This is a genomic window from Pseudomonas sp. FG6, from assembly GCF_057809015.1.
Genome location: NZ_JBMDJD010000026.1, coordinates 64,002 through 87,568, shown reverse-complemented (window position 1 = coordinate 87,568; position 23,567 = coordinate 64,002). Strand labels below are relative to the sequence as shown.

Sequence of the window (23,567 nt, the reverse complement as noted above, 5' to 3'; positions counted from 1 at the left end):
TTGCTCCCTCGCCACAAAAGCGCCCTCGTCACAGGTTTACCGCAGGCCTAGGACGAGGCGCTACCGGCCTCTTTGGGCAACCGCTGGTCAATCACCTGATAAAGCGCACTGTCCTGCGGCCAATTACGCATGAATCGCGCGCGGTCGCGGGCGTAGGCGGGGGCGAAGCTGGCGTGGGTGCGGTGTTGGCACATGGCGTCCAGGTCGATCAACGCCCAGCGGTCTTCCTGCCAGAACAGGTTGTGGCCCTTGAAGTCGCCGTGGCTGATGCGTTCGCGAATCAGGTCGGCGAACAGCCGGTCCAGCGCCTGCAATTCAGCCTCGGGAGCGTCACCGCTCTGCACATAAGGGGCAAAACGCTCGATGATGTCCGGACCCTGCAGGTACTCGGTCACCAGGTACGCACCACGACGCAGCCACAGGAAGCGCTTTTCCAGCAACGCCAAGGGCTTGGGCGTGGCGATGCCAAGAAAGGCCAACCGATGGCCCTCGCGCCAGGAATGCCAGGCACGGCTCGGGCGCCAGAAGCGCTTGAGCCAGTGGGCGAAATGCTTGATGTTGTAGCGCTTGATCACCAGGAGGCGACCGCTCACCTCGACCTTGCCGACGCTCGCCGCGCCCCCGGTCTTGTACAGGTGGCCTTGGTCGAGCAACGCATCGGCCTGTTCCAGCACTGGCGTCATGGCCGCCTCTTCATCGCGACGAATGGCGCGCAAGCCAAACGGACCGCGCTGCACACTGAACAGGCTGCACTCGCGCCCCACCTTTGCCAGAAAGTCCTTCAGGCGCCAGGCGTGCACTTTGTCGATCTGTTTTTGCAACGCCTCCATGGGCAACGCGTGCTCTGCGTTGCTCAACAGGTAATGCACCAGCAGTTCTTCGTTGAACGGCTCGATGGATTTGGGCAATTGAGCAAAAAACACCCCGAGATTCTCCAGCACCTTGTCTCGTGACAGCGGCTGGCCCGGGTTCTCGGCGCGGATGCCGGCGCCGTCGATCAAGTAGAGCTTGCCGTCATGGCGCAGCAGGTTGTCCAGGTGCAGGTCTTCCTGCCACAAGCCCTTGCCGTGCAGTTGCGCAACGGCACCCAGGGCCTCAGCCAGCACGGCCGTCTGTTCATCGGCCAATAACGGCAGGTGCTCGACCTGCTTCCAGGCATCCCCCAGGCTCTCGGCGCCTTCGAGCAATTCGAAGAGCAACCAGCCGCCCTCGCCTTCTTTCAGGCCATCGGCCAACAGCAGCGGCGTGGTCAGCCCTTGGTCAGCCAGCAGGCGCACGCCTTGCAGCTCCCGCTGGAAATGCCGGGCCGCCTTGTTGCCCACCAGCAACTTGGCCAACACCGGCCGGCCACGCCAGACGCCGGCGCCAACGTAGCGCTGCCCCGGCAACACCCGCAACAACGACAGCAGTTGCAGTCGTGCGGGACCGGCGGCATCGGCCAGTTCCAGGCTCAACGGCAGGACGGGGTTGCGCCCGGCGCTCTTCAATTCGGACAGTTGCATCAACGGGCTTCCTTGTGGCTGCGCCGGGCGTTCAGGCGTTTCATCCAGCTGTCGACCAACGTACTGTCGCGAGGCTGATCCAAGTAGGCGGACAGCAACTGACGCACTTCCTCTTGGCTCCATTCAGGGGCGCGACGCAGCAAGGGCTCCAGGTCCTTGACCCGGTCACGCTGGCCGAACAGCAAGGGCCGGGTTTTCTCCAGGTCGATCAATTGCGCCTGGTAACCACTGGCGGTGGCTTGCAGGAAGATGTGCTTGGGATAGAAGCAGCCATGGACCTGGCGCATGCCGTGCAGGTGCCGCGCCAACTGGCCACAGGCGTTAAGGATGGTGCTGCGCTGCGCCGCCGTCAGGGTCGACCAGCGTTGCAGCAGCGAATCCAGGTCGTCCCAGCCATCCAGGGCGCGGGTCAGCAGGATCGCGCGCACTTCACCGCCTACTTTGCGCTGACCGTAGAACACCGCTTGCAAGGCCGGGATCCCCAACTGGCGATAGCGGCTGATATTACGGAACTCCCGGGAGAAACTCGGCTCGCCGAAGGGGTGCGAGAAGGTCCGGGTGAGGTAGTTGCTCTGGCGCTTGAGGTAATAGCCCTGCCCTTCCAGATCCAGGCGGAACACGCTGCTCCAGCCATCGCCCGACGTATTGGGTTCGTCCACCGCATCCAGTTGCCGCGCCCACAAGGCGTCGAAGCTGTCCAGGCCGTGGCGTTGCAGCAACGCCCGGTCTTCAGCGGCCAGAAAATCAGTCATTCACGCCCCTCGAAAAATCTCACCACGTGACGGATGCGCTTCTTGTCGTGCGCATCGAGCCGATCGCGCTGGCGGTATTGCAGGTAAAAACGCAGGCGCTGGGTGGTCGACAAATGATACTTGGCAACCTTGTCCAGGCACGCCAGGTCCTTGGTGATACGGTACTTGAGCCAGAAGCCGCGCCAGAAGTCACCGTTCGGGCAGTCGATCAGGAACAGGCGCGCCTGGTCGTCGATCAACAGGTTGCGCCACTTCAGGTCGTTATGGGTAAAGCGATGCTCATGCATGGTCCGGGTGTAGTCGGCCAGTTGCCGGCTCACGTTATCGACCCAGGCACGGTCGGCCAGCCTCGGGTCGCGACGACCGGCCAGGGCCGAGAGGTCTTCGGTGTGCGGCAGCTCGCGCGTGATCATCGCGCCACGGGCATAGGTCGCGCCGTTTCGCTCCAGTCCCCAGCCAATGATATGGGCAGTGGGGATGCCCCATTTGGCGAAGCGCTTGAGGTTCTGCCATTCAGACTTGACCCGTGGTTTGCCCAAGTAACGACGCAACCCCTTGCCGGCACCGACGTAACGCTTGACGTAGTAATTCACGCCATTGCGCTGTACGCGGATCACTTCCGACAGCGGATCGTGGGTCAAGCGCTCGCCCTGCAAGGCGAATACCGCCTCCAGGCTGCCGAAATCCTCGGCCAGCTCCGCGTAGGCAGGCTCCAGTTTCCAACCTGACATCAGAGCGCATCCCCGTACCGCTGTTTGCGCGCATACAACTTGTCGGCCTTGCCTTCGAGCCAGGCCAGCAGGGACGCCTCCTCAGCGAGGATCCGGCGCAGCGGCTGCTGGAAATAGCCCTTGAGGAAGCGCAGCTTGTCGCGGCGGGTCAGGCCAATGTCCAACGCCGAGAAATACAGCGCCGCCAGGTCCTTGTTGCGCCAGCGAGTGGTGATGGCCGGACGGGTCTGGGCGCGGTGCAGGTCGATCACTGAGAGCTTGAAATCCTGCGCGGTCACCGGCTTGTCGGTGTGCAGCAAAAAGTGGCAGATGTAGCAGTCACGGTGGTTGACCCCGGCACGGTGCATCATGCCGGTCATGCGCGCCACTTCGGCGATCAGCGCACGCTTGAGCGCCGGCGGCGGTGGCTGCCGGAGCCAGTCGATGCTGTAGTCTTCCAGGCTGATGGTCGGCGCCAGTTCCTCAGTGACGATGAACGAATGCTGACCCGCCGGGTTGCGGCCTTTCTCGCCGTACGCGACGGCGGTCATGGTCGGCACGCCGACTTGCTGCAAGCGCTGGATGGCGGTCCATTCCTGCCCCGCGCCGAGCACCGGCAGCTTGGCGGTGGTCAGGTTCTTGAAGATCTCGCCCCAACCGATGCCACGGTGGATCTTCACGAAGTAGCCGCGGCCATTCACCTCGGTGCGCAAGGTGCGCCGGGCTTCAAGCTCGCGATAGACCTCGCCCTGGAGAGCCTCGACTTCGGCGAACGCATCGCGCCCGGCCCAGAGGCTCTTGAACGGTTCGGCCAACATCAGTGTCATTGCACGTGCTCCGCCAGAATCACATCGGCCGCGTGTTGCGGCATGCTGTAGAGGTCGGCCGTCTCGGCGAAGGCCACACCGTTGCGGCTCCAGGCCGCGCGCGCACCGGCATCACCCAGCATGCGCGCCAGGTACTCGGTGAGTTGCGCCTGCTCGAATGGCTCGTCCAGCACCAAGCCACTGTTCGCCTCGGCGATGTAGTGAGCGTACCCACACACAGCGCTGACCAGCACCGGCAAGCCCGCCACCAGCGCTTCGAGCAGCACGGTGCCGGTGTTTTCGTTGTAGGCCGGATGGATCAACAGGTCGGCACCCAACAGGAAGCGCGGGATATCGCTGCGCCCCTTGAGGAACCGCACGTTGTCGCCAAGCCCCAGCGCGGCGCTCTGCAATTGGAATACTTTGGGGTCGTCCTGGCCGATTACAAACAATCGGGTGCGTTTTTTCAGTTCCGCAGGCAGCGCCGCCAAGGCTTTGAGGCTGCGATCCACGCCCTTGGTCTTGAATCCGGAGCCGATCTGCACCAGCAGCAGGTCATCGTCGGCCAGTTCGAACTCGGCGCGGAACCCCGCACGAATTTCCTGCGCGTCGGCAGGTCGGCGACGGTCCTGGGCGATGCCCGGCGGCAGCAGGTGGAAACGCTCCAGCGCCGTGCCGTAGTGCTTGATGAACAGCGGCTGCTGGACCTCGGAGATCATCAACACTTCGGTCTTGGCATCCTGTGCGAACACCGCGCGCTCGTACTCGGCGAAATGCCGGTAGCGACCCCAGCGCCGATACAGCGAATTGCGCAGGTTCTGCGCCTTGTCTTCAAAACAGCCGTCGGCGGCGTAGTACACGTCCAGGCCAGGCATTTTGTTGAAACCAATCAAACGGTCCACCGGACGCTTGGCTAGGTCAGCCTCCATCCACGCGCTGAGCTTCTCGTTGCGGCGGTGGTTGAACAGCGCCTTGACCGGCGCCACCAGCACTTCGAAGCCCGGCGGCACATCACCTTCCCAGATCAGCGTGTAGACGCGGATCTGGTGCCCACGCTGCTGGCACTCCAGGGCAATACGCATGAAGTCACGCTGCAGGCCACCGAAGGGGAAGTACTTATAAAGGACAAAAGCCAATTGCATCAGCGCGGCTCCTCAGCCAATAACGTGCTCAGGTGGCTGGCAACACGCTCGGGATTCAGACGCGTGAAGCACAGGGGCTGCTCGCGTTTCAGGTCAAACCGACGGGTATCTTCGGCGGTTGGTGAATAAGTGCATTGTTTCTGCATGCACGGTGCGCAAGGGAAATCGCTGGCCAGATGAACCTGGCCCTTGCCGTAGGCGCCGGTCAACACCGGGTTGGTCGGGCCCAACAGCGAAATGGTCGGCACATCCAGGGCCGCAGCCAGATGCCCCAGGCCGGTGTCCACGGCAACGCAGGCCTGGGCGCCGGCGAGCACCTTGCCCATGCCACCGAGGTTAAGCTTCGGCAGCACCAAGGCATTGCGCAACCCGCTGGCGATGCGTTCGGCCCGGGCCTTCTCGGCCGGGTTGCCCCACGGCAGTTTTACCACCACGCCGAACTGCCCCATGCGCTCAGTGAGCTGGCGCCAGTAAAGTTCGGGCCAGTGCTTGGAGTCCCAGGTCGTGCCGTGCAGGAACACTACGTACGGATATGGGCGTGGCAATTCCACCAGGCGGTCGACATCGAGCCCATAGTTACCCAGCGTCTGCGGCAAGTCATAACCCAGCGCCAAGGCAAACAGTTGCCGCACACGCTCGACCGCGTGCTGCCCGCGAGCCACCGCCAGCCGACGCGAATAAAAGCGTGCAGCCAGGGGCTCACGAGCCGATTGTTTATCCAGGCCAGCAACCGGCGCCTTGACGTAGCGCGTCAGCCAGGCGCTTTTCAGCAAGCCCTGGGCATCGATCACCAGGTCGTACTTCTCGGCGCGCATATTTTGTTTGAAGCGACGCCATTCGCCGCTCTTGATGGTTTGCCAGAGGTTCTTGCGCCAGCGACGAATCGCCACCGGAATGACCTTGCCCACCGCCGGGTGCCAGGTGGGGATTTCGGCAAAGCCTTCCTCCACCACCCAATCGAACCGGATGCCGGGGATCGCCCGCACTGCATCGGTCAACGCCGGCAAGGTGTGAACCACATCACCCAGCGAAGAGGTCTTGATCAGCAATACCCGCAAGTTACTGCACCTCCACCGGAGTGCCCTGCAAACGCTCCAGGGCATCGTTCACCACAGGCGGCATGAGCTGGCGCAGGCAGTTGTAATGACCGAAGCGACAGGTGCGGTCGAAGCACGGGCTGCATTCGATGCCCAGGCGCACGACTTCGACCTGGTCGGCCAGCGGTGGCGTGAAGCCCGGCGACGTGGAGCCATAGACCGCCACCAGTGGACGGTTCAAGGCCGCTGCCACGTGCATCAGGCCCGAGTCGTTGGAGACCACCGAATCGGCGCAGGACAGCAGGTCGATGGCCTCGGCCAGGGAGGTGTCGCCGCTGAGGTTCACCGACTCTTCCCGCAGCCCCGGGATCAGTCGCGAGCGGATATCTTCGCCCACCGGATGATCCTTTTTCGAGCCGAACAGCCAGACTTGCCAGCCTTCGCGGATTTTCGCCTCCGCCACCTGGGCGTAATGTTCCGCCGGCCAGCGCTTGGACTCACCGAACTCGGCACCCGGACACAGGGCCAGCACCGGACGATCGAGGCTCAGGCCGAACTTGGCCAGCGCCGCCTCGCGGGTCACCGGGTCGATGGCAAGGCTCGGGCGCGGATAGGGCTTGGGCAACTCGGCACCCGGCTCGTAGGCCAGGGCCATGAAGCGCTCGATCATCAGCGGGTAGCGATCCTTGTCCAGCGGGCGCACGTCGTTGAGCAGGCCATAGCGAAACTCGCCACGCCAGCCAGTGCGCTTGGGGATGCCCGCGAAGAACGGCACCAGCGCCGACTTCAACGAATTGGGCAACAGGATCGCCTGGTCGTACTGGCCGGCCAGGGACTTGCCGATGCGCCGACGGGTCGCCAGCTCCAGCACGCCGTGGCCGAGCGGGAAGCTCAAGGCTTTGCGCACCTGGGGCATGCGCTCGAGGATCGGCCGGCTCCACTCGGGGGCCAGGACGTCGATTTCGCACTGCGGGTGGCGCTGCTTCAGGCACTGGAACAGTGTCTGCGCCATCACCATGTCACCGACCCAACTGGGCCCAACGATCAGAATATTCATGTGTTTTCCAAGAACGATACGGGGAGGCCTACGCCTCCCCGCCTCGACAATCACTGTGGCTTAGGTCGTTGCCTGTTGCCCTAATCTACAAAAACATCCATGTCGCCTGATACTCCGCTATCGCGAGCAGGCTCGCTCCCACAGGGAGGGGTGCCTTTGTTTCAAGTGCGGTGCAGCACCACCAATCCACTGTGGGAGCGAGCCTGCTCGCGATGAGGCCATGACATTCAACATTCATGTCGCCTGACACTCAGCCTTCGCGAGCAAGCCCGCTCCCACATTCAAATACTCAACTCAGTCCCAGCTCCCGCCAGATCCGCAATACCTGCCGGCGCTCGTCGACGAACTGATCGCCGGTTATCACCCCCGGGTCTTTCTGCAAGGCCTGGCGGTGAGCGGCGGAGCGGAAGGCTTTATAGGCCTCGCGCAACAGGGTGGCGTCTTCGGCCGGCATCAGCCCGACTTCCTGCAACCCGTCCAGGATGCGGATGTTATCGGTGTAGCGCACCAACGATGGATGCTCTTCGGACCACGCCAGAGCCGCGTATTGCACCATAAATTCAATATCGACGATACCTCCGGCATCCTGCTTGAGGTCGAAGGGCGCCGTGGCCTCGAACGCGTTTGGCGCGGTGCCGGCGGCGGTGGCCTTACTGCCGAGGTTATCGCGCATCTTGGCGCGCATCTCGCTGACTTCCTGGCGCAACGTCGGCAAATCGCGCTTGCGCCCCAGCACCTGGGCGCGGACTTTCTCGAACGCCTGGCCCACGTCCGGACTGCCCACCAGCACCCGGGCCCGTACCAGCGCCTGATGTTCCCAGGTCCAGGCTTCGTTTTCCTGGTACCGGGCAAACGCACCGAGGGAGCTGACCAGCAACCCCGACGCCCCGGACGGTCGCAGGCGCATGTCCACTTCATAGAGTTGCCCGGAGTTGGTCTGGGCGGTCAGCAAGTGAATGATCCTTTGGCCGAGCCGGGTGAAGAACTGCGCGCCGTCGATGGGTTTCGGCCCGTCGGTTTCCGCTTGCGGATCGCCGTCATGGATGAATACCAGGTCCAGGTCGGAACCATGCCCCAATTCCAGGCCGCCGACTTTCCCATAACCGACAATAATGAAGCCCGGATCGCACAGGCTGCCGTCGGTGCGCAATGGTACGCCGTGCTTGGCCGCCGTCTGGCGCCAGGCCAGGGCCAGCACTTGTTCGAGGATCGCCTCGGCCAGCCAGGTCAGGTAATCGCTGACCTTCATCAACGGCAGGCTGCCGGCGATTTCCGAAGCGGCGACGCGCAAACGGTGCGCCAGCTTGAAATGCCGCAAGGCCTCCATTTGTTGCTCAAGGTCATCCTCGGGAATACGCGTCAAACGCTCGCGCAACTCCGCCGCCAGTTCCGGCGCCAGCGGCGGCTTGAACAGGCGGCCCTCGTTGAGCAATTCATCGAGCAGCAAAGGGAAGCGAGTGATCTGCTCGGCAATCCACGGGCTCGCCGCACACAACGTCAGCAAGCGCCGCAGGGCCCCAGGGTTCTCCGTCAGCAGCACCAGGTAAGCCGATCGGCGCGCCACGGCTTCGACCAACGGCAGCACCCGTTCCAGCACCAGGTCCGGACTGGCATGCTCCACGGCCTGGGCCAGCAGGCGCGGGATGAACGCATCCAGACGCTCGCGCCCCAAGCGCTGCATGGCGCGCAATTGCGGGCTGCCACGCAGCACGGCCAGCGCCCTGAGGGCCTTGGGCGCATCGACAAAACCACCGTCCTGCAACTGGCGGCAAGCCGCCTCTTCGTCCTGGCTGTCTTCCCACAAGGGCAGCCATTCGCCGCCCACCACCACTTCGCTTTCGACGCCGGCTTCTTCATCCGGGTCCGCAATGACCTGGCCGAAATGCCAGGCCACCCGCCCGCGCCAATGCATCAGTCGTTCATGGAAGGTCGTCCAATCGGCAAAGCCCAGCATGAATGCAATGCGCGCCTGGTCCTGCGGGCTGTCCGGCAACATCTGGGTCTGGCGGTCGGCGATGGCCTGAATCGCGTGCTCGGTATAGCGCAGGAACTCATAACCCTGGCGCAGCTCGGCAATCACCTGGGCGGGCAGGTAGCCCTGGCCTTCCAGGGTGCCCAGCACCTTCAAGAGTGGGCGCTGCTGCAAGCTCAAGTCACGACCACCGTGGATCAGCTGGAACGCCTGGGCGATGAACTCCACCTCGCGAATACCGCCCGAACCCAGCTTGATGTTGTCGGCCATGCCCTTGCGCCGCACTTCCTGCTGGATCAGCTGCTTCATGGTGCGCAGCGCCTCGATGGCGGAAAAATCCAGGTAGCGCCGATAAACGAACGGTCGCAGCATGTCGAGCAATTGCCCACCCGCAACCTGATCGCCCGCCACCACCCGCGCCTTGATCATCGCGTAGCGTTCCCAATCGCGCCCCTGGTCCTGGTAATACTGCTCCAGCGCATTGAAGCTCAACACCAGCGCCCCGGCCGAACCATATGGGCGCAGGCGCATGTCGACGCGGAAGACGAAGCCGTCGACGGTCATCGGGTCCAGGGCCTTGATCAGGCGCTGGCCAACGCGGATGAAAAATTCCTGGTTATCCAGCGGCCGCTTCACACCGACGGTTTCGCCACCTTCGGGATAAGCGAAGATCAGGTCGATGTCCGATGAAAGGTTCAGCTCGACCGCGCCGAGCTTGCCCATCCCCAGGATGACCATCTGCTGCGGCTCGCCGCTGCGCCGACCGGTGGGCGTGCCGAACTGTTGGCTGAGGCGCTGGTACAACCATTGATACGCCTGGTCGATACAGGTGTCGGCCATGTCGGAGAGGTCGCGGCAGGTCTGGACCAGATCGGCCTGGCGGGTCAGGTCGCGCCAGATGATCCGCACCTGCTGGCGGGTGCGCTGGCGACGCAAGACCCGGCCCAGTTCGTCCTCGGTCTCGGCCGCCTGTACCGCGGCACCGATCTGCGCGCACATTTCGCCGGGGGCGAAGCTGCGGTTCAGTTCACCACTGCGCACCAGCTCCAGCAGCATCACCGGATCACGCAGGCTCTGCTCGATGACAAAGTCGCTGGCGGCAGCGACGCGCTTGAATGCGTCCCAGTGTCGCAGGGTCCAGGTGGAAAAACCGTGGTCGTCGTCGAGACGGCCCACGGCTGCACGGAACGACTGCTCGGCGCGACTGACCAATGGTTGGAGAATCACCGGTAGCATTTCCGGGATTTGAACGAGCGAAGGCAGGCTCATGGTCTATCCTTGATCGGCGCGGGAAGGGCTGGATGTAGTGTTTTTTCAAAAGACACTACCTGATTGACTGTCGAACAAAGATGATAAATAGCTGAAAATCTGTTTTTATTGGCAGCCGACATCAAGTTTCTACCTGCTCGAGTTGGTTCATGACCAACAGTATCGATTATTCTCACAAGGAAACGAGGGGCCATAGGCCGCTCAGGTGTAGTTTTACTACTCGTCTATACATTCGAAAGGCTGAAACGGCCAACGATTTGTAGTAAAACTACACGCCGCCGAAACAACCTTCGGCAATCCAAGAATTTTATACCGTCTGCCCACAAGGCCAGTCGCAAACTCAGGCAACCGATTCTGGTAGCCTTTCCGCCCTGGAGCAAGCCATGCAAGACCTCGATCCCGTCGAAACCCAGGAATGGCTGGACGCCCTGGAATCGGTTCTCGACAAAGAAGGCGAAGACCGTGCTCACTATCTGATGACCCGTATGGGCGAACTCGCGACCCGCAGCGGTTCGCAACTGCCCTACGCCATCACCACGCCGTACCGCAACACGATCCCCGTTACCCACGAAGCACGCATGCCTGGCGACCTGTTCATGGAACGCCGCATTCGCTCGCTGGTACGTTGGAACGCGTTGGCCATGGTCATGCGTACCAACCTGAAAGATTCGGACCTGGGCGGTCACATCTCCAGCTTCGCCTCCAGCGCGACGCTGTATGACATCGGCTTCAACTACTTCTTCCAAGCCCCGACCGACGAACACGGCGGCGACCTGATCTACTTCCAGGGTCACGCATCGCCAGGCGTCTACGCCCGTGCGTTCATGGAAGGCCGCATCTCCGAAGACCAGATGAACAACTTCCGCCAGGAAGTGGACGGCAACGGCCTGTCCTCCTACCCGCACCCTTGGCTGATGCCGGACTTCTGGCAGTTCCCGACCGTTTCCATGGGTCTGGGCCCGATCCAGGCGATCTACCAGGCGCGCTTCATGAAGTACCTGGAAGCCCGTGGCTTCATCCAGCCAGGCAAGCAGAAAGTCTGGTGCTTCATGGGCGACGGCGAGTGCGACGAGCCGGAATCCCTGGGCGCTATCTCCCTGGCCGGCCGCGAGAAGCTGGACAACCTGATCTTCGTCATCAACTGCAACCTGCAGCGCCTCGACGGCCCGGTTCGCGGCAACGGCAAGATCATCCAGGAACTCGAAGGCGTGTTCCGCGGTGCACAGTGGAACGTCAACAAAGTCATCTGGGGCCGTTTCTGGGACCCGCTGCTGGCCAAGGACGTCGACGGTATCCTGCAACGCCGCATGGACGAAGTCATCGACGGCGAGTACCAGAACTACAAGGCCAAGGACGGTGCGTTCGTCCGTGAGCACTTCTTCAACACGCCTGAACTCAAGGCCATGGTTGCCGACTTGTCCGACGACGAGATCTGGAAACTCAACCGTGGCGGCCACGACCCGTACAAGGTCTACGCGGCGTACCACGAAGCGGTCAACCACAAAGACCAGCCGACCGTCATCCTGGCCAAGACCATCAAGGGTTATGGCACCGGCGCCGGCGAAGCGAAGAACACCGCGCACAACACCAAGAAGGTCGATGTCGACAGCCTGAGGTTGTTCCGCGATCGCTTCGACATCCCGGTCAAGGACAGCGACCTGGAAAACCTGCCGTTCTTCAAGCCTGAAGAAGGCAGCGCCGAAGCCCGTTACCTGGCCGAGCGCCGTGCCGCGCTGGGCGGTTTCGTGCCACAGCGTCGCGCCAAGAGCTTCAGCATCCCGACGCCGCCACTGGACACCCTCAAGGCGATCCTGGACGGCTCGGGCGACCGTGAAATCTCCACCACCATGGCCTTCGTGCGGGTCCTCGCGCAACTGGTCAAGGACAAGGAAATCGGCCCACGCATCGTTCCGATCATCCCGGACGAAGCCCGTACCTTCGGTATGGAAGGCATGTTCCGCCAGCTGGGCATCTACTCGTCCGTCGGCCAGCTCTACGAGCCAGTCGATAAAGACCAGGTGATGTTCTACCGCGAAGACAAGAAGGGCCAGATCCTCGAGGAAGGCATCAACGAAGCGGGCGCCATGAGCTCCTTCATTGCTGCCGGTACTTCGTACTCCAGCCAAAACCAGCCAATGCTGCCGTTCTACATCTTCTATTCGATGTTCGGCTTCCAGCGCATCGGCGACCTGGCCTGGGCGGCCGGCGACAGCCGTACCCGTGGCTTCCTGATCGGCGGTACCGCCGGCCGGACCACCCTCAACGGTGAAGGCCTGCAGCACGAAGACGGCCACAGCCACATGCTGGCCGGGACCATCCCGAACTGCCGCACCTATGATCCGACCTACGGCTACGAGCTGGCGGTGATCATCCAGGACGGCATGAAGAAGATGACCGAAGAGCAACAGGACGTCTTCTACTACATCACCGTGATGAACGAGTCCTACCAGCAGCCAGCCATGCCGGCCGGTGTCGAGGAAGGCATCGTCAAGGGCATGTATCTGCTCGAGGAAGACAACCGCGAAGCGGCGCACCACGTCCAGCTGATGGGCTCCGGCACCATCCTGCGCGAAGTGCGTGAAGCGGCGAAGATCCTGCGTGACGAGTTCAACATCGGTGCCGATGTCTGGAGCGTGACCAGCTTCAACGAGTTGCGTCGCAACGGCCTGGCCGTAGAGCGCAGCAACCGCCTGCACCCTGGCCAGAAGCCAAAGCTGAGCTACGTCGAAGAATGCCTGAACGGCCGCAAAGGTCCGGTCATCGCCTCTACCGACTACATGAAGCTGTTCGCCGAGCAGATCCGCCAGTGGGTTCCTTCCAAGGAATTCAAAGTGCTGGGCACCGACGGTTTCGGCCGTAGCGACAGCCGCAAGAAGCTGCGTCACTTCTTCGAAGTCGACCGTAAGTTCGTTGTGTTGGCAGCCCTGGAAGCCCTGGCTGACCGTGGCGATATCGAACCGAAGGTGGTGGCCGAGGCCATCGTCAAGTTCGGCATCGATCCAGAAAAACGCAACCCACTGGACTGCTGAGGAGAATTTTCGTGAGCGAACTCATTCGCGTACCTGACATCGGCAGCGGTGAAGGTGAAGTAATCGAACTGTTTGTGAAGGTCGGCGACCGTATCGAAGCCGACCAGAGCATCCTGACCCTGGAATCGGACAAGGCCAGCATGGAAGTGCCGGCGCCGAAGGCCGGTGTCATCAAGAGCCTGAAAGTGAAGCTGGGCGACCGCCTGAAAGAAGGCGACGAACTGCTGGAGCTAGAAGTCGAAGGCGCTGCCGCGGCCCCTGCCGCAGCCGCTCCTGCGGCTGCCCCGGCGGCGGCTGAAAAGCCTGCCGCTGCACCGGTTGCCGAGGCCGCTCCGGCCCCGGCGGCTGCGCCTGCTGCCGCCTCGGTCCAGGACATTCATGTCCCGGACATCGGTTCGTCGGGCAAGGCCAAGATCATCGAAGTACTGGTCAAGGTCGGCGACACTGTCGAAGCCGACCAATCGCTGATCACCCTGGAATCCGACAAGGCCAGCATGGAAATCCCATCGCCGGCTGCCGGCGTGGTGGAAAGCGTCGAGATCAAGCTGGAAGACGAAGTGGGTACCGGCGACCTGATCCTGAAGCTGAAAGTGGCCGGTGCTGCTGCGCCTGCCGCGCCAGCGCCAGCCGCAGCACCAGCTGCCAAGGCCGAAGCGGCTCCGGCTCCGGCTGCCGCCGCTCCTTCCGCCAAGGCTGAAGCTGCACCAGCACCGGTCGCTGCGCCTGCACCAAGCGGTGCCAAGGTGCATGCCGGCCCTGCCGTGCGTCAGCTGGCCCGTGAATTCGGCGTCGAGCTGTCCGCCGTCGGCCCAAGTGGCCCACACGGCCGCGTGCTGAAAGAAGACGTGCAAGCCTACGTCAAGGCCATGATGCAGAAGGCCAAGAACGCTCCGGCCGAAGGCGCCACCGGTGGCGCGGGCATCCCGCCAATCCCGGCAGTGGACTTCAGCCGCTTCGGCGAAACCGAAGAAGTGGCCATGACCCGCCTGATGCAGATCGGCGCGTCGAGCCTGCATCGCAGCTGGCTGAACATTCCGCACGTGACTCAGTTCGACCAGGCTGACATCACCGAGCTGGAAGCCTTCCGCGTGGCGCAGAAAGCCGTGGCGGAAAAGGCCGGCGTGAAGCTGACCGTGCTGCCGCTGCTGCTCAAGGCCTGCGCGCACCTGCTCAAGGAACTGCCGGACTTCAACAGCTCCCTGGCCCCAAGCGGCAAGGCTGTGATCCGCAAGAAATACGTGCACATCGGCTTCGCCGTCGACACCCCGGAAGGCCTGCTGGTACCGGTCATCCGCAACGTCGACCAGAAGAGCCTGCTGCAACTGGCTGCCGAAGCCGCTGCCCTGGCCGAAAAAGCCCGGAGCAAGAAGCTCACCGCCGACGACATGCAAGGCGCCTGCTTCACCATTTCCAGCCTCGGCCACATTGGCGGCACCGGCTTCACGCCGATCGTCAACGCGCCGGAAGTGGCGATCCTGGGTGTTTCCAAGGCCACCATCCAGCCAGTCTGGGACGGTAAAGCCTTCCAGCCGAAACTGATGCTGCCGCTGTCGCTGTCCTACGATCACCGTGTGATCAACGGCGCCGCCGCCGCGCGCTTCACCAAGCGTTTGAGCGACCTGCTGGGCGACATCCGTACCATCCTGCTGTAACACCGAGCGGCCCTCCCTCGCGGAGGGCCTTTCGGCCGCTGTTTTCCGAGCGCCACGCTCGTACCTCAACCCCGCCCGTATGGCGGGGCTTTTTTTGCCTGAAATTCGAGCCTGGCAGCCAACCTGGTTCGGGCAGCTGACTTCGCCCCCCGTGGCGAGGGAGCTTGCTCCCGCTGGTCTGCGATATAGACAGTCCGTTCCTTGCTCCAGGTGAACCGCAGCTTTTTCCTACCCCGCAAACCTCAAATGACTACGCCCTCTGTTAGTCATTGCCCACAACCCGCGCCCTCTTCCCGAACGATCCCCACGGCCCGCCACGCTTTAGCATCAGTACGCCAAGCGCATCGACGCCTTGCACCCCCATCACAATGCTGAATATCGAATGGATTCGACCATGTTCAAACCCACCGTAGGCCCCATCGTCGGGCACACGACCACTGACCACGCACGCATATTCCTGCGCGGCGATTACCGCCACCACCCTGTATTTGCCGGTCTGCGCTATCGAGCCAAAGGTGATGCAAGCTGGTCGCAAGGGCATTTCATCCTGCTGAAGGCTTATCGCGACATGTCCGACGTCGTGGTGCTCAACAACCTTCAGCCCGCCACGACTTATGAATACCAGGCAGGCTGGTTCACGCCCTTGAACCCAGGCCAAACCCTGCAAGCCCTTGAAGAACAGACGCTGCGCTGGCCCGCAACGATCTATCGCTTTCGCACACCGTCCCAGCAGGCCGGCACACCGCGCGCCTATATCATCGGTTCGTGCCGGTATCTGCGAATCACCGGAGGGGTTGCACGGCTGCCCGGGCTGGGCGATCGCACCTTTGCCGGCATCAACCGGCTGGTGGCGAAGGCCAACCCACCCATCGACGCGGTGCTGATGACCGGAGACCAGGTTTATCTCGACGACTTGAACATTGTCGCCCCGGACCGGACCTACAAGGACATCCTCTTCAAATACCGAACGGCTTTTTCCCAGCCGCATATCGGCAAGCTCATGGCTGGGACGCCCACCTACATGATCCTCGACGACCACGAAATCGAAGACAACTGGCCAGCCCATAAAACCGGCAACGACGAGATCCTGTACGCCAACGCCCTGCACGCCTATGGGCTTTACCAGGCCAGCCACAGCCCGGCCCGCGAGCGTTCAAGTGACGGCACCCTGCGCAAGCCGCTCAAGCACTACTGGTATTCATTCACCCATGGCGATGTCGGATGGTTCGTCACCGACAGCCGGACCCAGCGCAACCTGTCGCCGGACGATCGACGCATCCTGGACGAGGAACAGGAACACCGCCTGCTCGACTGGCTCGTCAACAACCCGGTCCGGGTCAAGTTCATCGTGACCAGCGTCCTGTTCTACCCCGACACCCGGCATGACGACGGTGACGCCTGGCAAGCTTTTGCGCAGCAACGCCTGCGCCTGCTGGAGACCATTCGTCGCCATCGCATCAGGAATGTGATCTTCGTGTCCGGTGATATCCACGGCTCCCTGACCAGCCGCCTGCGTCACAGCCAGGACACCGGGTTCGAGGTGCACACCATCGTTTCCTCGCCGCTTTACAACAGCAAGCTGCTGCCTTTTGCCAAAGCCACGGATTTTGATTTCGGCGCGTCCATGGCCCGGACCGAAGACGGTGACTATCACTATGAACTGACCAGCAAGGTGATCAGCCAGGACAACTTCGCCCGGCTGCATGTCACGGCCCAGAGCGTGCAGGTCACCTTTCACAACCGCGACGCAGTCGCGTTGCAGAGCGTCTGGATCGCTCTGCACTGACGGACGGTAGCATCCTTTGCACCTTCCGATCGGCTGGCGACTGGAGAAATCCTTTTGTCGGCCGATAAAAGGTTTATAGCACTTGGCCTTCATGTCTCTTGTCAGTCAGTGCCGCAATGATGCAACCTTGCGGCAACCGGTAGTAACGAGGGCGTCAGCCCGGCGCGATCAGCATTTTCGAAGCGAGTTTCCCCATGAAAAGCCAACCCGATGCCGCCAGCCGTATGGTGGCCGAGGTAGTGACGCAGTTACCGGTGCCCTCGCGGCTCGGCATGCTGCGTTTCGAGCGGCTGAATGAAGCGAGCTGGGCGCTGTTGTTCCTCGACCCCAACTGTGAACACTACTTTGGCCTGCCGGCCGTGGAGCTGTGTTCGCTGGTCAGCTCGCCCTACGCCAGCCTGATGGAACCCGAAGCGCGCTATCAATTGCACGACGCCATCCAGCAGCAACTGGCACAGGCGTCGCATTACCAGATCAGTTACACGCTCCACACCACCAAAGGTCCCATGAGCGTGCTGGAAACCGGTGAAGCCTATAAGCAGCACAATCGCCACCTGTTGCGCGGTTACCTGCTGGCCGTGGACCGCCTGCCGCAACATGAATCGCCCCTGCCGACCGTGGACCTGGAAACCCAGAATTCCCGCCTGCAGATCGCCCTGGAACTTAACCAGCGCGCCCAGCAAGAACAACTTCAGCACTTGGACCGGGTCCGTGCCCAGCAGGACCTCATCCTGTTGCTGACGCGCCAACGCTACAGCGCCAACAATTCCCTGCTCGAAGCCGCCGAACTCATCACCCGCAGCGCCTGCGACATCTACCAGATCGACTGCGCCAGCCTGTGGAACCTGGAAAATGATCAGTTGGTGCCCATTTCAGCCTATAACCGGGCAACCCAGGAGTACTTCCTGCCGACGGTGATCAACGCCGACGAATACCCCAACTACATGGAAGCGTTGCAGACCTGCCGCGCCATCGATGCCCATAACGCGATACGTGACCCGCGTACCCGGGAGCTGGCCGAAAGCCTGCGCAGCCGCAACGTCAATGCCATGCTCGATGCCAGTGTGCGTATCGACGGTCAGGTGGTCGGCGTGCTGTGCCTGGAGCAAGTGGGCGCCACCCGCGCCTGGCAGTCGGACGAGATAGCCTTTGCCGGTGAGCTGGCGGACCAGTTCGCCCAAGTGATCAACAACCACAACCGGCGCACCGCCACCAGCGCCCTGCACCTGTTCCAGCGCGCCGTCGAGCAGAGCGCCAACGCGTTCCTGCTGGTCAACTGCGACGGTGTGGTGGAGTACGTCAACCCCAGCTTCACGGCTATCACCCAGTACACCACCGAGGAAGTCCACGGCCAGCGCCTGGCCGAATTGCCGGCCCTGGAAAACCTCAGCGAGTTGCTGTTCGACGCGCCGTCCGCCCTGGCCCAGGGCAACAGCTGGCAGGGCGAGTTCAAGAGCCGGCGCAAGAACCTGGAACCCTACTGGGGACAACTGTCGATTTCCAAGGTCTACGGTGACAACCGCGAACTGACCCACTACATCGGCATCTACGAAGACATCACCCAGTCCAAGCTGGCCCAGCAGCGCATCGAACGCCTGGCGTATACCGACAACCTGACCAACCTGGGCAACCGTCCGGCCTTCATTCGCAACCTGGACGAGCGCTTCGCCCGGGACAGTGATTCGCCGATCTGCCTGCTGCTGGTGGACATCGACAACTTCAAGCGCATCAACGACAGCCTTGGCCACCAGACCGGCGACAAGCTGCTGATCAGCCTGGCCCGGCGCCTGCGCAATAGCCTGAGCCCCAGCGGCAGCCTGGCACGTTTTGCCAGTAACGAGTTCGCCGTCCTGTTGGACGACACCGACCTGGAGGCTGGCCAGCAGGTCGCCAGCCAGTTGCTGATGACCCTCGACAAACCGATGTTCGTCGACAACCAATTGATCAGCGTGACCGGCTCTGTCGGCCTGGCCTGCGCGCCCCTGCACGGCCGCGACCCGCAGACCCTGATGCGCAACGCCGGCCTCGCCCTGCACAAGGCCAAGGCCAACGGCAAGCACCAGGTCCAGGTATTCACCGAAGCGCTGAATGCCGAGGCCAGCTACAAGCTGTTCGTGGAAAACAACCTGCGCCGAGCCCTGACCCAGAACGAACTGGACGTGTTCTACCAGCCCAAGCTGTGCCTGCGCAGCGGTCGCCTGCTGGGCATGGAAGCGCTGCTGCGCTGGAATCACCCGGAAAAAGGCATGATCCGCCCCGACCAGTTCATCAGCGTCGCCGAAGAAACGGGCCTGATCATTCCAATCGGCAAATGGATCGCCCGCCAGGCCTGTCGGATGAGCAAGCAATTGACTGCCGCCGGCCTGGGCAATTTGCAGGTGGCGATCAACTTGTCGCCCAAGCAGTTTTCCGACCCGGACCTGGTTGCCTCACTCGCCAGTATCCTCAAGGAAGAACAACTGTCCGCCCGCCTGCTGGAGCTGGAACTGACCGAAGGCTTGCTGCTGGAAGCCACCGAAGACACCCACTTGCAGCTCGACCAACTCAAGCACCTGGGCCTGACCCTGGCCATGGACGATTTCGGCACCGGTTATTCGTCGCTCAGCTACCTGAAGAAATTCCCGATCGACATCATCAAGATCGATCGCAGCTTCATCCATGAAATCCCCGACAACCAGGACGACATGGAGATCACCTCGGCGGTGATCGCCATGGCCCACAACCTGAAGCTCAAGGTAGTGGCCGAGGGCGTCGAAACCTCCCAGCAGCTGGCCTTCCTGCGCCGTCACCGCTGCGATGTCGGCCAAGGCTACCTGTTCGACCGGCCGATCCCCGGTTCGGAGCTGGTGGAGAAGCTGCGGCGCTACCCACGCGGGCCGCTTGTCTGACGCCCTTGGCTGTCACGGCCTCTCACCACAGTTGCACCTTTCTTAACTAACCGGCATTGGGCACACTGACTGTCTATTTCACTCAATTCAATCTGACTGAGAGGACTGATGATGGTCTTGCGCTCGGAAATACTGGTGAACAAAAACGTGCTCCCTACTCAAGAACAAGCTCTGCCTGGCCGTGAAACACCGATGACCGTGCCGGAAAAACACTTCGTCCACGACGCGCCGCTGCTGGGCCCGTTTGCCATGGATGTGGATTTCGCAATCTTCGGCCTCGGCTGCTTCTGGGGTGCCGAACGCAAGTTCTGGCAGCGCGAAGGCGTGGTCAGTACGGCGGTGGGCTATGCCGGTGGCTTCACGCCGAACCCGACGTATGAAGAAGTCTGCTCGGGCCTTACCGGCCACAGCGAAGTGGTGTTGGTGGTCTATGAACCGGCCAAGGTCAGCTACGAGCAGTTGCTGAAAATGTTCTGGGAACTGCACAACCCGACCCAGGGCATGCGCCAGGGCAACGACATCGGCACCCAATACCGCTCGGTCATCTACGCCACCAACCCGACTCAACTGGCGGCGGCGCAGCACAGCAAGCAAGTGTTCCAGGCAGAATTGAGCAAGGCCGGCAAGGGCGCCATCACCACCGAAATCGAAGAAGCGCCAACCTTCTACTTCGCCGAGGCTTATCACCAGCAGTACCTGGCGAAGAACCCGGAAGGCTATTGCGGGATCGGCGGAACCGGCGTGACTTGCCCGATCTGACTTTATTTTCCGTCCCAATGTGGGAGCTGAGCTTGGCTCCCATAGGAATTTTTTGGCGGATACAACTTCAGTGAGCAGGCCCATACCCATGTGGGAGCGAGCCTGCTCGCGATAGCGGTGTGTCAGTCACCGGGATGTTGGAGGTGCCGTCCCCATCGCGAGCAGGCTCGCTCCCACAGGTCCGGCGCCAATGCATCCGATCAGCTTTCAGCGATTAACCAATCCATCTGCCACCCACCCTGGGTCTGCGCGAGCTTTTTCGACAGCCAAGGCAGCAGCTCGCGCAATTCCTCTTCCAGGCCCCACGGCGGATTGGCAATCGCCAGGCCGGAGCCGTTCAGGCTGTTGGGAGTGTCCAGTGGGTGCACCAGCAATTCCACACGTAACAGTTTAGGTGCTCCAGTGCCTGCCAGGTCCTGGTAGAAGCGGCGCAACATCCGCTGGTCTTTCACCGGGTACCAGATCGCGGCCACCGTCTGGCGCATCCGGCCGATGGCCTCCTTCAGCGACGCGGCGCAGCGCTGCATCTCGTCAAGCTTTTCAAATGGCGGATCGATCAGCATCAGGCCGCGTTTCTCCGCCACCGGCAACAGCGCCCGAGGCACGTGCCAGCCTTCACCCAGGTGCACCGCCACGCGGCGGTCGCCCTTCATGTTGTCCTTGAGCAGCACGCCATCCTCGGGGTGCTTTTCGTTGAGCAGCACCCGGTCCTGGGCGCGAGTCAGGCGCCGTGCCAGCTCAGGCGAGCCCGGGTAGTAGCGCAACTGCCCGTCCGGGTTCATCTCATGAAGCACCTTCATGTAGTCGGCAGTCAGTGGCGGCAGATCATCCTGGCCCCACAACCGCGCGATGCCTTCGAGGTACTCACCGGTACGATTGGCCTGGTCACCCTGCAAATCGTACAGCCCGATGCCCGCGTGGGTGTCGAGGTAGGCAAAGGGTTGCTCCTTGCGCGACATCAGGGCAATGAGGCGGGTCAAGGTCAGGTGTTTGAACACATCGGCGTGATTGCCGGCGTGGAAGGCGTGGCGATAATTCATGGCGGCTCCTGCGAAGGCCGACGAGTTTACCTTGAAGCACGCCGAACGTCAGGCGTCGAGAGCCGAGCGGCTGCGGCGTCACCCACCTCTCGATGCATAGGTGAATGGGGGCGCCACCCCACAAACACCGTCCCGGCAGCGCTGGCATTCTTCGCAGAATGGCGCAGCGCCCTTCAGGCTCAGGATTTGTGCGAGGGACAGGCGGGGCGCGACGGCGGCCAGTTTTTCCACGCCGCCCGGCACGACGGCCGCTGCAGCCATGACGGCCATCGGCGCGCCACCGACCTCGATCGGCACGCTGCTGAATATTCCGCCGGCGCCAAGGGTGATCCAGTGCCCGCCCGCCTGGATGGTTGCACTGACGCCACCGTCCAGCACCACCTGTTGGCCGGCACGGACATGAAAGTGCCCGTCAGCGCTGGTCGATTGGCTGCCCACGCGAATGTGCCGCCCGCCTGTCACCGATAGATGGTCATCCTGCCGGACCTCGGCCTGGCGTCGGCCATGGGTGACGCGCTGCTCGTCGGCCTTGAGTTCGTGATGGGAGGTGCCGGTGACGACAATGCTGCGCTGATGATCGACCTGCACCCGCTGGTCATGCAGCACATGCTGGGTCCAGTTGCGCTGCGCCCGCAGGTAGATCTCCTCGGCCCCCTTGCGGTCTTCGATGCGCAGTTCGTTGTAGCCATCGCCGCCGGGGCTGCTCTGGCTGCGCCAGACGCTGCGGGTCTTGTCCGTCGGCAGGTCCAGCGGCGGCGGGTTGGCGCCGTTGGGCAGGCAACCCACGACCAGGGGGCTGTCCACATCGCCGTTCATGAACCCCACCAGCACTTCCATGCCCACCCGAGGGATCATCACCGCGCCATAACGATCATGGGCCCAGCCGGAGGCCACCCGCAGCCAGCAACTGCAATGTTCATCGCCCTGGCCATCGCGGTCCCAGGCCAGCTGCACCTTGACCCGCCCGAACTCGTCGCAATGAATCTCACTGTCGGCAGGACCGGTCACCACGGCCGACTGATAACCGCGCACGGTGGGCCTTGCCGGCGGCAAGGGCGGCCGGAAGAACACGTCCCAAGGGATCGCCTGGAACGTATTGCGGTAACCCTGGAATGAGTCCGGGCCCTCGCCGAGCGACTCCTCCAGCACCTGGGGTTGACGGCCACGGTGAGTGACGTGGGTCAGCAGCCACAGATCATTCCATTGCGCCCGGGGATGCCCGTCGATTTTCAGGAAATGCCCGCTGACAAGGGCGTGCTGGTCGCTACTGCCCTCGGCCTGGCAAGCGTCGCTGGCGTGACGCTCCAGTGCCCGGCGCGCCCGGCGCTCACCCGCTTCGCCACCGGCAAAGTGGCCGGGATAGCGGTAATCCTCCAGCACGGGCAACTGCTGGCTGTCGAGCTGGGCTTGCAACGACAGGCTGGGCCGGCGGAAATCATAGTCGCGCAGCACCACGGCGCTGCTCCGGGTCTGCAGCTGCACCGCCAGCTGCTTGATCGCCGGCTCTTCGGCGACCATGCCACTGCCCGACCGATAAAGCGTCGGCTTGGGCAGGCGGGGGAATTGTGTCTGGTCATCGGCAAACACCAACAGGTGGCCGTCAGGGCTGTGCCGAAAGTGGTAGTGGATGCCCTCCTCGGCGCAGATCCGCTCGATGAAGGCCAAGTCGCTCTCTGCGTACTGCACGCAGTATTCACGCTCCGGGCATGGCCCGCCGAGCTGGAACTGGAACGCGTCGCCAAGGATGCCATGGTCCTTCAGGACCCGCGCGACGATCGCCGGCACGCTCAAGTGCTGGAAGATCCGCTGGTTGATACGGTGCGCCAGGTACGCCAGGCGTGGCACCAGGCTGATGCGGTAACGGGTCAGGCGCTTGCCCGAATCGCCCTGGGCGACGCTGTAGACCTGGCCATGTATGCCACAGTCGCGGCCGAAAGCCAGGTAGGCCTGGCGATGCAGGATTTCTTCCAACGCCAGGTCCGCGCGCTCACTGACCAGCTCCAGGTCAAAGCGATAGGGCTGACTGATGGCTTCCGTGCCCTCGAACTCAAGCACCTTGAGCGCGTTCGGCCCGCTGTCGAATGTCAGTGTGAAACGGGGTTGGTTGGCAGGCGGGAACATCCGATGTGCCTCTGCTGAATGAAGACCGACGATTCTGCATGAGCA

At 62.6% G+C, this 23,567-nt stretch carries 15 protein-coding genes; 5 read left to right on the top strand and 10 right to left on the bottom strand.

Going from position 1 to position 23,567, the window contains the following annotated elements; genetic code table 11:
* Positions 1-47: 47 nt before the first annotated feature.
* The 8 genes from ACODSJ_RS17645 to glnE form a co-directional block, all read right to left on the bottom strand.
* Positions 48-1,502, bottom strand: coding sequence for a lipopolysaccharide kinase InaA family protein (locus ACODSJ_RS17645; protein ID WP_489102947.1), 1,455 nt, complete (start codon positions 1,500-1,502; stop codon positions 48-50).
* On the bottom strand, positions 1,502-2,254 hold the full coding sequence (locus ACODSJ_RS17640; protein ID WP_489102946.1) for a lipopolysaccharide kinase InaA family protein: 753 nt from the start codon (positions 2,252-2,254) through the stop codon (positions 1,502-1,504). Before ACODSJ_RS17640 ends, ACODSJ_RS17645 begins: the two co-directional genes overlap by 1 nt.
* Positions 2,251-2,985: a lipopolysaccharide kinase InaA family protein gene (locus tag ACODSJ_RS17635; RefSeq protein WP_489102945.1), complete on the bottom strand. Its 735-nt coding sequence runs from the start codon at positions 2,983-2,985 to the stop codon at positions 2,251-2,253. The genes ACODSJ_RS17640 and ACODSJ_RS17635 overlap by 4 nt, the downstream gene beginning before the upstream one ends.
* Positions 2,985-3,791, bottom strand: coding sequence for a lipopolysaccharide core heptose(I) kinase RfaP (gene rfaP, locus ACODSJ_RS17630; protein ID WP_489102944.1), 807 nt, complete (start codon positions 3,789-3,791; stop codon positions 2,985-2,987). The genes ACODSJ_RS17635 and rfaP overlap by 1 nt, the downstream gene beginning before the upstream one ends.
* Positions 3,788-4,912, bottom strand: coding sequence for a glycosyltransferase family 4 protein (locus tag ACODSJ_RS17625; RefSeq protein WP_489102943.1), 1,125 nt, complete (start codon positions 4,910-4,912; stop codon positions 3,788-3,790). Before ACODSJ_RS17625 ends, rfaP begins: the two co-directional genes overlap by 4 nt.
* The gene (gene waaC, locus ACODSJ_RS17620; protein ID WP_489102942.1) at positions 4,912-5,970 is read right to left on the bottom strand and encodes a lipopolysaccharide heptosyltransferase I; all 1,059 of its coding nucleotides are present in this window, start codon (positions 5,968-5,970) and stop codon (positions 4,912-4,914) included. Before waaC ends, ACODSJ_RS17625 begins: the two co-directional genes overlap by 1 nt.
* A gap of 1 nt (position 5,971) precedes the next feature.
* Positions 5,972-7,006, bottom strand: a complete 1,035-nt coding sequence (gene waaF, locus ACODSJ_RS17615; RefSeq protein WP_489102941.1) for a lipopolysaccharide heptosyltransferase II — start codon at positions 7,004-7,006, stop codon at positions 5,972-5,974.
* A 289-nt stretch (positions 7,007-7,295) separates the two neighbouring features.
* A complete protein-coding gene (glnE, locus tag ACODSJ_RS17610; RefSeq protein ID WP_489102940.1) occupies positions 7,296-10,247 on the bottom strand; it encodes a bifunctional [glutamate--ammonia ligase]-adenylyl-L-tyrosine phosphorylase/[glutamate--ammonia-ligase] adenylyltransferase in 2,952 nt (983 codons plus the stop codon).
* 383 nt (positions 10,248-10,630) lie between these two features.
* Between glnE and aceE the strand changes: the two genes are divergently transcribed.
* From aceE to msrA, 5 genes are all read left to right on the top strand, one after another.
* Positions 10,631-13,276: a pyruvate dehydrogenase (acetyl-transferring), homodimeric type gene (gene aceE, locus ACODSJ_RS17605; protein ID WP_489102939.1), complete on the top strand. Its 2,646-nt coding sequence runs from the start codon at positions 10,631-10,633 to the stop codon at positions 13,274-13,276.
* Between the two features lie 11 nt (positions 13,277-13,287).
* Positions 13,288-14,928, top strand: coding sequence for a dihydrolipoyllysine-residue acetyltransferase (aceF, locus tag ACODSJ_RS17600; protein WP_489102938.1), 1,641 nt, complete (start codon positions 13,288-13,290; stop codon positions 14,926-14,928).
* A gap of 394 nt (positions 14,929-15,322) precedes the next feature.
* Complete coding sequence (locus ACODSJ_RS17595; RefSeq protein ID WP_489102937.1) at positions 15,323-16,714, top strand: alkaline phosphatase D family protein; 1,392 nt, start codon at positions 15,323-15,325, stop codon at positions 16,712-16,714.
* A gap of 194 nt (positions 16,715-16,908) precedes the next feature.
* Positions 16,909-19,602 (top strand): putative bifunctional diguanylate cyclase/phosphodiesterase, encoded by a 2,694-nt coding sequence (locus tag ACODSJ_RS17590; RefSeq protein WP_489102936.1) that lies wholly within the window; start codon positions 16,909-16,911, stop codon positions 19,600-19,602.
* Between the two features lie 111 nt (positions 19,603-19,713).
* Positions 19,714-20,361 (top strand): peptide-methionine (S)-S-oxide reductase MsrA, encoded by a 648-nt coding sequence (msrA, locus tag ACODSJ_RS17585; protein WP_489102952.1) that lies wholly within the window; start codon positions 19,714-19,716, stop codon positions 20,359-20,361.
* Positions 20,362-20,561: 200 nt separating this feature from the next.
* On the opposite strand, the gene ACODSJ_RS17580 is transcribed toward msrA, so the two are convergent.
* A complete protein-coding gene (locus ACODSJ_RS17580; protein ID WP_489102935.1) occupies positions 20,562-21,401 on the bottom strand; it encodes a 23S rRNA (adenine(2030)-N(6))-methyltransferase RlmJ in 840 nt (279 codons plus the stop codon).
* Between the two features lie 78 nt (positions 21,402-21,479).
* The gene (locus tag ACODSJ_RS17575) at positions 21,480-23,522 is read right to left on the bottom strand and encodes a type VI secretion system Vgr family protein (protein WP_489102934.1); all 2,043 of its coding nucleotides are present in this window, start codon (positions 23,520-23,522) and stop codon (positions 21,480-21,482) included.
* Positions 23,523-23,567: the final 45 nt, after the last annotated feature.

What these genes read in the sequence shown, in the direction of transcription:
- ACODSJ_RS17645 (WP_489102947.1), bottom strand. Translation starts at nt 1,502, where the DNA reads ATGCAACTGTCCGAATTGAAGAGCGCCGGGCGCAACCCCGTCCTGCCG.
- ACODSJ_RS17640 (WP_489102946.1), bottom strand. Translation starts at nt 2,254, where the DNA reads ATGACTGATTTTCTGGCCGCTGAAGACCGGGCGTTGCTGCAACGCCAC.
- ACODSJ_RS17635 (WP_489102945.1), bottom strand. Translation starts at nt 2,985, where the DNA reads ATGTCAGGTTGGAAACTGGAGCCTGCCTACGCGGAGCTGGCCGAGGAT.
- rfaP (WP_489102944.1), bottom strand. Translation starts at nt 3,791, where the DNA reads ATGACACTGATGTTGGCCGAACCGTTCAAGAGCCTCTGGGCCGGGCGC.
- ACODSJ_RS17625 (WP_489102943.1), bottom strand. Translation starts at nt 4,912, where the DNA reads ATGCAATTGGCTTTTGTCCTTTATAAGTACTTCCCCTTCGGTGGCCTG.
- waaF (WP_489102941.1), bottom strand. Translation starts at nt 7,006, where the DNA reads ATGAATATTCTGATCGTTGGGCCCAGTTGGGTCGGTGACATGGTGATG.
- glnE (WP_489102940.1), bottom strand. Translation starts at nt 10,247, where the DNA reads ATGAGCCTGCCTTCGCTCGTTCAAATCCCGGAAATGCTACCGGTGATT.
- aceE (WP_489102939.1), top strand. Translation starts at nt 10,631, where the DNA reads ATGCAAGACCTCGATCCCGTCGAAACCCAGGAATGGCTGGACGCCCTG.
- ACODSJ_RS17595 (WP_489102937.1), top strand. Translation starts at nt 15,323, where the DNA reads ATGTTCAAACCCACCGTAGGCCCCATCGTCGGGCACACGACCACTGAC.
- ACODSJ_RS17590 (WP_489102936.1), top strand. Translation starts at nt 16,909, where the DNA reads ATGAAAAGCCAACCCGATGCCGCCAGCCGTATGGTGGCCGAGGTAGTG.
- msrA (WP_489102952.1), top strand. Translation starts at nt 19,714, where the DNA reads ATGGTCTTGCGCTCGGAAATACTGGTGAACAAAAACGTGCTCCCTACT.
- ACODSJ_RS17580 (WP_489102935.1), bottom strand. Translation starts at nt 21,401, where the DNA reads ATGAATTATCGCCACGCCTTCCACGCCGGCAATCACGCCGATGTGTTC.
- ACODSJ_RS17575 (WP_489102934.1), bottom strand. Translation starts at nt 23,522, where the DNA reads ATGTTCCCGCCTGCCAACCAACCCCGTTTCACACTGACATTCGACAGC.